The following is a 12,944-nucleotide window of genomic DNA, read 5'->3' on the forward strand; positions in this document are numbered from 1 at the left end:
AACTCAAGGGTAATAGGATTTTGCCCATTACCCTTTAAAGCTATGCTAAACCACGTAGGCGATCGCGTAAAATTTCTGCTTGTTTTTCCGCTTCGGCTAAAGCATCTCTCGCACTCTGGACTACATCCGGTCTTGCTTTCTCCACAAAGTTGGCATTGCTTAATCTAGCACTCAGGGAATTAACTTCACCCTCTACTTTACTCAAGCTTTTCTCTAGCTTGGCACGCATGGCTTCGATATCGACCACACCATCTAAAGGAATCACTACCTGTACAGTACCAATTACCCCTGCGATCGCTTTTTCTGGTTGGGCTGCTGGTGCTGGTAATTCTGGTGTTGCTGCACTCTCCTCAATGCTGGGTGGGAACAACTGCGCCCAGAATTTTTGTCTAGCTTCCGCAAATAATAATGTATTCACGACAAACCACGCGCTGTAACCCAAACCAACTAACTCAAAGAAAGTACCCAAGACAGGAATATGATCTAGAGTTTCGCCAACCGCTAAAGCCAGTCTGAAAAAGATTAAACCGACCAGCAACCAAACAATTATCCGCCAATTACTGCGGGGTTTGGGCATTGTGGCTGTTTGTGGTTCTGGTTCACCAGCAATGCTTAAAGTTTCCACCTTGGCTAAATCTTGAATGTAAGATTGTCCAGCCGTGAGGATTTCCAGTTCTTGGGGATTTTCAGACTGTAAATTAACTTTAACTTTTACCCCTGGCTTAACTTCCGCTTCGGCGCGTAAATTGCGGATGGTGCGGATAGTACCAAATAGCAATGTAAACTGTTCTTCCAATGCTGGGTTAATTAAGTTTGTGTCTGCTTTGGGATATGGCTGTAAAGCTAAAGTTTGTTTAGAGTCGGCTGGTTGTTGGGTGAGAGTCTGCCAAATTTCCTCAGTGATGTGAGGCATAAAGGGATGCAGTAGCTTTAAAATGCCTTCTAGAACATGGGCTAAAGTTTGTTGTGCTACGCGCCGTGATGCTGGGTTTGCGTCCTTTTGCAGTCTGGATTTCACTAATTCAATATACCAGTCGCAAAAATCACCCCAAATGAACTCATAGATTCCCTTAGCTGCTTCCCCTAAACCGTAGTTATCGATGTAGTTGGTGGTTTGCTGGATAACTTGATGATAGCGGGAAAGAATCCAGCGATCGCAAAGCGTCTCCGCAGGAGAATCGCATAACTCTGTTGCATTTGGTTCACCCAATTGTGCAGGAGTCTGTCCATCTAGATTCATCATCACGAATCTAGCGGCATTCCACAACTTGTTAGCAAAGTTGCGGGAAGCTTCCACCGATGAAGACTCATCTTTTTTCCGGTCATATTCTAAGCGAATATCTTGACCAGCACCCGCCACTTCCTTAACTAAGGTGTAGCGTAAAGCATCAGTCCCATATTTATCAATCAGCAACAGTGGGTCAATCCCATTGTTAGCCGTCTTTGACATCTTCTTATTATTTTCATCCCTCACCAAACCGTGAATATAAACAGTTTGGAACGGCATTTTCCCAGTAAAATGACCAGCCATCATTGTCATTCTGGCTACCCAGAAAAAGATGATGTCAAAGCCTGTAACTAGGGTAGTCGTCGGGTAGTAAGTCTCTAAATCTGGGGTTTTTTCCGGCCAGCCTAAAGTAGAAAATGGCCATAGACCCGAAGAAAACCAAGTATCTAATACATCTGGGTCTTGTTCAAGCTTGACATCTTCCCCAAATTGTGCTGTTGCTTTCTCCAAAGCTTCATCAGCAGATTTAGCAACAACAAACGGGGTAGTATCAGTGATTTGTCCGCCTGTTTCACTGACAGCATACCAAGCGGGGATTTGATGACCCCACCACAACTGACGAGAAATACACCAATCTCTGAGACTTACCAACCAGTCGCGGTAAACCTTAGTCCAACGTTGGGGGACAAATTCCGGGGTGTCTTGCTGGTCGAGGAAATCTAAAGCCTTATCCGCCATTGGGCGAATTTTCACGAACCACTGAGTAGATAATAAAGGCTCAATCGGAACTTTACCGCGATCGCTATAAGGAACGGTATGCTTATAATCTTCTACCTTAACTAACACACCATCAGCTTCCAGGCGTGCCACTACATTCTTTCTGGCAACAAAACGGTCTTGTCCTTGAAACTCCCCACCGTTAGCGTTGACAGTCCCATCTTTATTGAGAATATTAATAAACGGCAGATTGTGACGCTTACCCATTTCAAAATCATTCGGGTCATGGGCAGGAGTCACCTTCACGCAACCCGTACCGAAACTGGGGTCAACTAACTCATCACCAATAATCGGAATTTCCCGTTGCATAATTGGCAGAGTCAGAGTTTTACCAATCAAATCTTTATATCTATCATCATTGGGATTAACAGCCACAGCCGTATCACCCAGCATAGTTTCAGGGCGAGTAGTCGCCACCTCCACAAAACCAGAACCATCAGACAGAGGATAGCGGAAATGCCAAAGATTACCCTCAACTTCCTTAGATTCTACTTCCACATCAGACACCGCCGACTGAGAAGCCGGACACCAGTTAACTAAATATTCACCACGATAAATTAACCCCTCATTGTAGAGACTAACAAAGGCTTCCACCACAGCTTTAGATAAACCTTCATCCAGGGTAAATCTTTCCCGTGACCAGTCTACCGACACACCCAAGCGTCGCAGCTGATTAACAATAGTACCCCCTGACTCAGCCTTCCACTGCCAAGCACGTTCTAGAAACTTGTCGCGTCCCAACTCATAGCGAGTTTTCTTTTCAGCCTTAAGTTGTTTTTCCAGAATCGAATGCACAGCGATACTAGCGTGGTCAGTTCCCGGTAGCCATAGAGTATTTCGCCCCTGCATCCGGTGATAGCGCACCAGCACATCAATCAACGCACTTTCAAAAGCGTGACCCATGTGCAGACTACCAGTAACGTTTGGTGGCGGAATTACCACACAATAAGGTTCACCACCATGATTAGGATCAGCTTTGTAAATTTGGTTATCTTCCCAGAATTTTTGCCACTTCGCTTCAGTGGAAAAAGGATCATACAGACTGGGAAGATTCGGTATAGTTGCGGTCATTCTGGGAAATTTACGTTTGGAAGGACTCTAATAAATTTTGCCACACCCTGGGGGGACTGGGGGGACTGGAGACTGGGAAGAAGCGGAGGAAGCGGAGGAGAAAAACTAATGACCAATGACCAATGACCAATGACTAAAGACTCTTCTGATTTCTCGCATCCAAAAATTTTAACTGCTGATACAGACAACTAATTTTTTCTAAATCCACCCCAACAGCTTGCGCTTTTCTCAATGGATTCCCGATAATCGCCTCTACTTCCAAAGGACGACGTTCATCATAGTCAATTTTCATGCTAGTACGGTAAGGGGTCATCTTGACGGTGTAATCTAGCATGGTTTGAATAAAACTATCAGGAATTATCCGCCCCATACTATGCGCCCCTGCTTTCACCTCATACATTAACTGTTCTACTAAAGTACGGGTGTGGCTATCTGCCATTAATTCGTCCGTTGTAGCATTGAGAATCACAGACAACCCATTGTAGGGAATATTCCAAACCAGTTTTTTCCAACGTGCTAGCAATAAGTCTTCAGTCATTTCCATCCCAATACCAGCACGTTGAAAGTCCTCAGCTATTTGCTGCATTCTTTGAGTAATTCCAGCCTGAGAATATTCCGGGAGATATTCCCCTAAAGTGATGTGTCCGTAGTCTAAATGGCGGATATGTCCTAACCCCACTTTATTAGAACAGAGGAAGCACAAACCACCAATGACATGAACTTTCTCTAAAATTTGGGTGACTTCTTCTTCTATACCTAGCCCATTCTGTAATACTAACACCACACCACCAGCTTTAACCACAGGCTGTAATAACTGCGGTAACAAATGGTTTTGTGTGGTTTTTAGTGCCACTACTACCACATCACATTTTGGCATTTTGTTGACATCGTTGTAAGCATTCACTTCTGGAAGGATAAAATCCCCGTCTTTAGACTCAACGATTAAACCATGCTGACTAACGTGTTCATAGTCACTCTTGAGCAAAAAGTGAACATCTAAACCAACTTTTTGCAACTTAGCACCGTAAAACCCTCCTAATGCACCAGTTCCAAGAATTGCATACTTGCAATGCTGTTCACTCATTTATTTGCCCAAAATGTCCTGATCATTATCGTATAGTGCATTAGACGTAGGTTGGGTTAAGCGCAGCGCAACCCAACTGTTAGATTGGTGTTGGGTTTCCTGAAGTCAACCCAACCTACTGGACTTTACTTATCGTAATAATTAGAAATATTTTTTTAACAAAAATTCAAATTGATTCACAATAATTTAAAATTTTTGGCAGGAGACACTGTGAACAGAGTTCATCACAGCGATGAAAATCTTTCTTCCTAGTCTCCCACTCCCCATTCCCCATTTTTACAACAATTAGGTAAACACAATGGCTGATATTGTTGATATTGCAGTTAGTAACGATGCTTTTAAAACCCTAGTGACAGCTGTGCAAGCGGCTGGTTTAGTAGAAACATTAAAAAGTCCAGGCCCTTTTACTGTGTTTGCACCTACTGATGATGCTTTTGCGAAGTTACCACCTGGAACCATCCAAACTTTAGTCCAAAATATTCCCCAACTAACCAGAATTTTAAAGTATCATGTCGTGCCTGGAAAGCTGAAACAGGCTGACTTAGCCAAACTGGGGACTGTAACATCTGTTGAGGGTTCACCCATCAAAATCGATTGTTCCGATGGGTTTGAAGTTAAAAACGCGACGGTTTTAGCCGCAGATATCGAAGCCGATAACGGTGTGATTCACGTCATCGATACGGTAATTTTGATGGGTTGATTTGATTCTAGGTGGGGATTACCCACCTGATTATTGCTTAACATGATGTTTATTTATTACAAGCATAATTAAAGCTCTATATACTTTAATTTATGTTAAATATTTGTAGAAGTATTTACTTTCGAGATATGCTGAATTAAGTTGATATATTTAAAAATATATTGAGTTTTTTAGATGCCAATATTATCCCTACAGATTAATGCTCGATTTTCATACTTTAGCTGAGTTTTCTCGTACTAACTGCGTTGGTATTTGTGCGTTTCTAGTACCAGCCAATTTACTAGCTACATTGTTGACAATAATTTTGGCTGTGGTAGGTCGTCCCACTTTTCAAATTTGGCAAGCTGCCAGTTTTGCAAGTATTTTTGCAGTTTTAATGGTGTTACACGTATATAGTTGGTTTGTCATTGGTGTGGTGATGCTCCCTACTTATATTTTGTTAGGTTTAGCAATTACCTGCTTACTGATAAATGTTGCAGCTATTATTTTGCAGAAGCATCACCGTATTCTGAGTTTACGATTTTAAATTTGGGATTTAAATTTTCTAATTTCTCCATAAAAATTGATTGATAGTACAGTAGTGGACTGACACAGCTAATTTATTGCATTAGGAAACTCTTGTGGGATGGTCATCTTGACTGTCCCGTGCAGGCAAGATGCCTGCACCACAAGAAATCTTGAATTATATTTGTGCATCATTTTAAGCTTGTCACACCAGTAGGGTGCGTTATGTCTTCAGGCTAACGCACCCTTTTATGTACTTGATTGCAATTTTACTTACATCTTGCACCAATTGCTTTATTGCGATTACATCCAGGTGGGCAATGCTAGAAATTCGTTCAAACCCTTATTTTTAGGTTGTGGATATTGCCCACCCTACGGTTATTGAGAATGGTGCAAGATATCAGTTTAATGTATGTGGCATGAGAGTCAATAAATGATAGTTATGCCAGAATTTTCAGGTTTTTCTTCATATAAAATTTATAAAAAGCCGGTAATTTTGAATTTTTAGTTAAATCTATTTTTCTGCTTCTGCCAAAAAAACACGACATAGTATATTTTGTTTCTACGATTAAGGTTTTTTTACGAATTTTCCCAGAAATAGGAAATTAAAAATGAACCTAGTGAATAAGTTAAGTCTAGCTAGTGCTGGTATCGCTATGACTTTAAGTATTGCAAGTATCAAACCAGTACAAGCGGTAGAACTTGCTTCAACTACTGTGATCAATTTTGATGATCTGACTAACAGTGAAGCTCATATTCCCAATGGCTACAATAGATTAAAGTGGGATAATTTTTATATGCTGAACACTGTTAATTATGTATACGCATCCGGTTACAAGAATGGCACAGTGTCACAACGAAATATAGCTTATAATGCCTGGGCAAAACCTGCTACCATTAGTGGTATTAGTGGAAACACGTTTAACTTCAATAGTGTCTATTTGACAGCAGCTTGGAAGAATGGTTTAAATATTCTGGTAGAAGGTTTTACGAAGGGAAACCTCAGCTATTCACAAATCGTAACTGTTGATTCTATATCACCGACACAGTTTGTATTTAATTACCTTAATGTTGATCGAGTAAGATTCAGTTCCTTTGGTGGTGTTCAGGTACCGGATTATATAGGTGTTGGTCAACATTTCGCATTAGATAATTTATCATTGACTCATATAAGTAAGCCAGTTCCTGAACCATTAACAATGGGTAGTACAGTTGTTGTTTTGGGTTTAGGTTTTTGGATGAAACGTAAAAAAGCATCTGTGGAGATGAAACGGTGATTAGGAATTATAATTATTGTGGCTGGGTTTACCTGTCAATATAAAAGCTGCCCAATAGTAAGGATGAGAATATAGTTTTTTATCAGGTGTCATTTTGCTGATTCTATACTGATGTGTGGCTACATAGGCTCTGATTTTTAGTTCTTCTGGCGGTAATTGATTGAGTAAGTCTTCGTACCATTGGGTTAATTCTGAGGCGGTTAATTCTCTGAGCCATTTTGTGGCTTCACTTAAGGCGAGATTGGGCGATCGCACTACCTGTAATCGTCGGTAAAACTCTATAATTACTAAGGCACTGGCTGATGATTCTACACTCCACAGAGTACTCACTACATAGGGAACACCGCCAGCTACAAAACCATTGACTAAACTTACATATTCTGTAGTAATTATCTGGTGTTCAGTAATCGCAGTGTCACAGGCGGAGAGAGTCACCAAATTGTAACTTGCTAAATTTCCTTGGCAAATCTCTCCTAATGTTAGTTTATCTTCCCCGGCTAATGCTAATTCTGATTGGCTAGGTTCATGTAAATTATTGATGCCTTGCCCAGCAAAATGAAAGACGTTGTATTTATTAAAGTAATAATCAAATAGGGTGGCTGCCACATTATCTTTAGTTGCTGTTTCTCCCTGGATGCGATGGGAATCAGTAAATATTTGGCTGACAATTTCTGATTCTAGGTTGGCAAATTTCAGGGTGTAATAATTTGTATTTGTAGGATATTCAACACTTAATAAAGGTTGCTCTGACAACTGCCAATTGCTTGCAGTTCGTATAGATAAACCAGTTTGGATGCTAGGCAGATAAGTAATGATGTAGTGAGGCTCAAAATTGAGTTGTTCTGCTGGGGAAGCAGAGTTATAGAAAAGAGTATGCAGGGGTAATCGCTGCAAATCACGGTGAGGAACTAAAATTAATTGGCTAATATCTTCTAGTTCTGGGATAATTGTGTCAATTTCGAGAATATTTCTTAATTCTAACAGCCGTTGTTCCATTTGCACGCGCCAAGCATGATTGCTTTTGCTAGTTTGATCCTGTGCTTGGTGGCGATATTCTTGGTAGTCTTGTTGCCAATTATCTAACCAATTTTCAAATGCTATGAGTCTTCTTGTGGCTTCTGGTAAAGGTAAGTCTTGCAGAGGTGTGGGGTTGTCGGTTTCTATGTTTTGAATTGGTGTGAAAACTAAGATGGGTGATGGAGCTTGGTATTTAATAATAAAGGTATGTAGAGCGACGGGGCTAATATGCCAGTAAATAATTGCTGTCTGAGGATTGAGTATCTGTTGAACTGAGGAGTATTTCAGGGGATAAATATCTGCATTCCTCCCAAATAATAACCAGCTTAAACAGGAATTTTTGTTATATTCGGCTATTTCCCAAGCTTCTACTAAATCACCATACTCGACGGCAATATCAACCGCCATTTGTGCTATTCCCGCAAATTTGAGAGCTAGTTGTTTTTTGCTGTCTTCTGAACGAGTTGATTCTGAGAGTAATTGTTGTAATAAATTTGCGCTACGTTGTTGTAAATCTTGCGCTTGTGCTGTTTGTCCTAAGCCTAATAATGCTTTAACTAAGGATTGTAAAACCTCTAAATGTAAGTGAGGAAAGACGCTACTGGTTAAAGTTAATAATGCTTGATTGTACTCAACTACAGCTTTACGCCAATAGTTACGAGATGTATAATGTTTTTTACCTTGGTCGTAGTAAGTATTACCAATGGCTAGATGTAATCTGCCCCAACCTTCTGGGTGAGTGTCTGGGCGAATATGTTTTAAGCCTTCTTCATAACTAGCTATTTTGCCTATGTAGCTACCTTGGTTTAAGGCAGGATGATTGACTGCTATGGTAGTCGTCAGATTTAAACGATCGCTCTCAATATAGCCTAATGCTGTGCCTCTGCCAATCCAAGCTTCCCAATAGTCGAGTTTGATTTCTAAGGCGTTGTCATAAGAAACGATCGCTTCCCAATAGCGTTTTAAATAAAATAAGGCTACCGCTTGGTTATACCAAGCTAAGTGGAAATCTGACTTAATAACTATAGCTTGTTGATAAGAGGCGATCGCTTCTTCTCTTTGACCTAAGTTTTCTAAGGCTATACCGCGATTATACCAAGCTAGATAAATATCCGGTTGACTGGTGAGGGCGTTATCCCAAGAAGCGATCGCTGCTGACCATTGTTGTAAATTAAATAATACTACTCCCCGGTCAATCCAAGCTTCGTGGAAATCTGGATTAATTTCCAAGGCTTTATCGTAGGATGCTATGGCTTGTGCATGCTGTTCATCGACACCGAGGGCGATACCGCGATAATACCAATTTTCGGCATCTTCGGGTTCTAATTGTAGAGCTTGGTCAAAACTAGCGATCGCGGTGGTAATTTGTCCTAATTTTAACTCAGCCCAACCCTTACTAGACCATACTTCTGGGTAATCGGGATGAATGACGATCGCTTGATTAAAAGAGGCGATCGCTTCTTCAAACATACCTAATTGTCCCAGAGTTCCCCCCCGATTGTACCAAGCTTTATAGTAATCGGGTTTGAGTGCAATGGCTTGGTCATAGGAGGTGATTGCCTCTGTCAAATATTCTAAGTGAAATAAAGTTAAACCACGATTGAACCAATATTCTGCGGCGTTGGGGTTGAGTTGGATAGCTTGATTATAGGATGCGATCGCCCCTGCTAAATCCCCAGCTTTAGCTTGCTGTAACCCTTGATAAAACCATGCTTGGGCTGTAAAGACATTCGATGATGTGGCAGCAATCGATGACAGATGATTGCTCGGTACTGACAGATTACTTGCTAACTGCTGCACTAAACTAGCACTCTGCTCCAATCGTACCAATAATTCATCTAGAGTATTGGCTACATCTGACTGTGAATTAGCTGCTGATACTATTAAGCTCCCTAATCTTGCTCTTTGAGCATCAAATCCCAATTCACTCAACTGGTTAATTACATCTTCTTGCGTTGGTATCAGTCTGAGTGCTTCTGTGGTTACGACTTCTTCCCTTTGTTCTTCTCTATTTTGTACAGGTAAGCTTTCCGTACTGCTGTCGATGACTGGTGCAATCGGGGCTGAAAATTCAATTACCTCATCCTGTACTTCCCGATTTTGTACAGGTAAGCTTTCCGTACTGCTGTCTGCAATCGGGCTAGTTGGGATTTCTGGGTTGATTGTAGTTGGTGACTCGTCAGATTCCCATAATAGTTCGCCGAAGTTGCGGATTAATTCTTGTCCAGGGGTGTCTAATCCAGAGGTATCTAATCTAGTATTGTCTGTAGCGGTGACTGTAATATTATAAGTTTCTCCTGCCTCATCGACTTCTGGGAATGGCTCCGCATCGCGGTTTAACAACTGAATACCGATGTCGTAGGCGAGTTCACCCACCTTGCCAATATTCAATTCACCTAACTGCACCATCTGTGTTGCTAACTGATGATGAGGAGCAGGTGACATGAGTAACTTTTCGCCAAAGACTAATAGCCAATCTATCCAACGCTCAACGCTGATGCGGTCTTCCATGCGTTGCAGATACTTAATTGCCCATTGCTGTCCTCGCCCTTGGTAGACACCTTCCAGTAGTTGGGTAAATAAAAGTTCCAAATCCGCATTAGACAGTTCAGGTGGCACTTCTGCCGCCTGGTTTCCATTTGTAGCCTCAACAGAACCAGTCTGTTTACTACCAAAGGTTTGTTTTTCTATAGTTTTAAGCCACTGCAATAGCCGCGTGAGCATCTGCTATACTTTTGGATTTTACTTACCCTAGATTGTAGCGATCGTTGTGTTAAACAAATCATGATTTTTCATGATTTCCGTGAAATCAACTGAAATTATCCATATTTTACGTAGTTAGATTAGCAAAAATATACAACAGTCAATAGCCAATAGGCAATAGACTTGAGTCAATCATTATTTATCATGGGGCATGGGGGCTAGGCTTGCGCCTACAAAATTCTTAAATTTCAGAATTTTTGGGTAAAAATCTCCCCTGCTCCCCTGCTTCTGAAGAGTCCCCATTCACCAATCCCCAATCCCTTCCACATCAATTTATACGGAATCGGTTGTTGATTGACTAGCAGCATGATATTGATTAATTAATGTTTGGATAATCACTTGTGGATCATCAGTTTCCAGGGCTAGCTGTTGGGCAATCTGCTGACGTAAGGTTTCATCTTGCTGCAACATGATAAACAACTGATCTAGGGTGACTGTTTGATATTCTCCCTCTTGAGGTGCTTCTGGTGCAGAAAAGGTTTCTGTTGATGATATATTTGTACTATCAGCATCAGGCCCGTCATATTCCCAGATGGGTTGACCTTGATTGCGTGTTAACACCTGCATACCGATATCATAGGCAACATTTCCTACTTCCCCGATGTCCAACTCACCCAGTTGTACTAATCGAGCAGCTAACTCATTATTAGGTGAGGGTGATGCTACTAATCGTTCACCAAAACGTTTTAACCAGTCTATCCAGCGTTCTGTGGGAATACGATGCTCAATCTTTGCTAGCCATTGTACAGCCCAAGTTTGTCCACGTGCCTGATGAACTCCTTCTAAAAGTTCGGTGAACAGAAATTCTAAATCTGTGTCGGTAAGGGGAGGTGCTGGTTGTTGCTGCACGTTGTTACCAACTTTTACAGGAGTTGATTTTCTCCCAAACAAGCCTTGAAAAAGACTTTTAAGCCACTGGACTAGCCGCTTGAGCATTTGCTGTACCATTTACTATTGTTTCCCCTAAGATTGTAGCGACATCTACATTGGGTGTTTTTAGCATCCCACTGTACTGTGGTTTGACTCCTGTCAATAAAATAATGTATGTAGGTGTGTTGTTGTTTCTTCTAGGGTATGTGACCTTCGAGCAGATAGTGGCAAAGTTTAAAATGGTTTAACCCCATTCAAAATTCAAAATGTTCAGACTCTTGGCTGACAAAAACTAATGATGGCTTGTAAGTAATTCCAGCACAACTGATTAATAGATTTTGAAGGGTATTGAAATTTTCTATCCATGTCTTACGAACCCCTGCACCACAAGTATCGCCCAAAGAGTTTTGCTGAACTGGTGGGGCAAGAGGCGATCGCTACCACTCTCACTAATGCTATTCTGACAGCTAAAATTGCACCTGCTTATTTGTTCACTGGCCCTAGAGGTACAGGAAAAACTTCTAGTGCGCGAATTCTGGCTAAATCGCTCAATTGTCTCAAAAGTGACAAACCCACGGCTGAACCCTGTGGCGTTTGTGATGTGTGTCAAGGAATCACTAAAGGCTACTCCTTAGATGTAATTGAAATTGATGCTGCCAGTAACACTGGTGTTGATAATATCCGCGAGTTGATTGAAAAAGCCCAATTTGCACCCGTGCAGTGTCGCTATAAGGTGTATGTCATTGATGAATGCCACATGCTCAGTAGTGCAGCGTTCAATGCGCTACTTAAAACCCTAGAAGAACCACCTAAACATGTAGTTTTTGTGTTGGCGACAACCGACCCACAAAGGGTATTACCGACAATTATTTCTCGTTGTCAAAGGTTTGATTTTAGACGCATTGAGATAGAGGCGATGATACAGCATTTAAGTGCGATCGCCGCTCAAGAAAATATTCAGATTTCACCAGCAGCCATCACCCTAGTCGCCCAGTTATCTCAAGGTGGATTGCGAGACGCGGAAAGTTTACTTGATCAATTAGCATTGTTATCTGGGGAAGTTACCCCGGATAAAGTTTGGGATTTAGTCGGTTCTGTCAGCGAAAGAGACTTACTAACATTATTGCAGGCGATCGCCCAAGATCACCCAGAAGCCGTCTTAGACTCCACCCGTCAAATTTTAGATCGTGGTCGAGAACCATTAACCATTCTCCAAAATCTCGCCGCCTTCTACCGTGATTTACTGATTGCCAAAACCGCACCCAATCGCCACAATTTAGTAGCTTGTACCCAGCAAACCTGGACAGAACTCGTTGAGTGCGCCCAGTCTTTGTCTATGAGTACCATTTTGTTGGGACAAAAAAACTTACAACAAGCAGAATTACAACTGAAAAACACAACCCAGCCGCGCTTATGGTTAGAGGTGACATTACTGGGATTATTACCTAGTGCCAATATTCAGCCCCCCGCTACAGGTGTCTTACCTGTAGTATCACCAAGTAACTATCGCCCCTCCTCACCGCCACCATTATCATCGCCAAAAGTAGCCCCCCCACCTTCCTCATCTTCCCCACCTCCCCCATCTTCCTCATCTCCCCCATCTCCCCCACCTTCCTCATCTTCCCCACCTCCCCCATCTCCCCCATCTCCCTC

At 41.7% G+C, this 12,944-nt stretch carries 8 protein-coding genes; 4 read left to right on the plus strand and 4 right to left on the minus strand.

The annotated features are described in order from the left end of the window. Window positions 1-40 precede the first annotated feature (40 nt). Complete coding sequence (locus A3775_RS06530) at window positions 41-3,076, minus strand: valine--tRNA ligase (protein WP_066424287.1); 3,036 nt, start codon at window positions 3,074-3,076, stop codon at window positions 41-43. A gap of 133 nt (window positions 3,077-3,209) precedes the next feature. Beyond that, a complete protein-coding gene (locus tag A3775_RS06535; RefSeq protein WP_066424288.1) occupies window positions 3,210-4,160 on the minus strand; it encodes a putative 2-dehydropantoate 2-reductase in 951 nt (316 codons plus the stop codon). Window positions 4,161-4,458: 298 nt separating this feature from the next. Here A3775_RS06535 and A3775_RS06540 point away from each other — a divergent pair, with 298 nt between their 5' ends. The 3 genes from A3775_RS06540 to A3775_RS06550 all read left to right on the plus strand — a co-directional run bounded on the left by A3775_RS06540 (window position 4,459) and on the right by A3775_RS06550 (window position 6,641). Further along, the gene (locus A3775_RS06540) at window positions 4,459-4,860 is read left to right on the plus strand and encodes a fasciclin domain-containing protein (RefSeq protein WP_066376681.1); all 402 of its coding nucleotides are present in this window, start codon (window positions 4,459-4,461) and stop codon (window positions 4,858-4,860) included. Between the two features lie 199 nt (window positions 4,861-5,059). After that, entirely contained in the window at window positions 5,060-5,386 is a 327-nt protein-coding gene (locus A3775_RS06545) for a hypothetical protein (protein WP_066376683.1), read from the plus strand. 589 nt (window positions 5,387-5,975) lie between these two features. Next, window positions 5,976-6,641: a PEP-CTERM sorting domain-containing protein gene (locus A3775_RS06550; protein WP_066424289.1), complete on the plus strand. Its 666-nt coding sequence runs from the start codon at window positions 5,976-5,978 to the stop codon at window positions 6,639-6,641. Here the strand turns inward: A3775_RS06550 and A3775_RS06555 are convergent, their stop codons facing one another. Both A3775_RS06555 and A3775_RS06560 read right to left on the minus strand, forming a co-directional pair. Beyond that, window positions 6,642-10,382, minus strand: coding sequence for a CHAT domain-containing protein (locus tag A3775_RS06555; RefSeq protein ID WP_066424292.1), 3,741 nt, complete (start codon window positions 10,380-10,382; stop codon window positions 6,642-6,644). 312 nt (window positions 10,383-10,694) lie between these two features. Beyond that, window positions 10,695-11,369, minus strand: coding sequence for a hypothetical protein (locus A3775_RS06560; protein WP_082803687.1), 675 nt, complete (start codon window positions 11,367-11,369; stop codon window positions 10,695-10,697). A gap of 286 nt (window positions 11,370-11,655) precedes the next feature. Here A3775_RS06560 and A3775_RS06565 point away from each other — a divergent pair. Continuing rightward, on the plus strand, window positions 11,656-12,944 hold a 1,289-nt coding region (locus A3775_RS06565), incomplete at its 3' end, for a DNA polymerase III subunit gamma/tau (protein ID WP_066424293.1).

The organism is Anabaena sp. 4-3, assembly GCF_001597745.1.
Lineage (GTDB): Bacteria > Cyanobacteriota > Cyanobacteriia > Cyanobacteriales > Nostocaceae > Trichormus.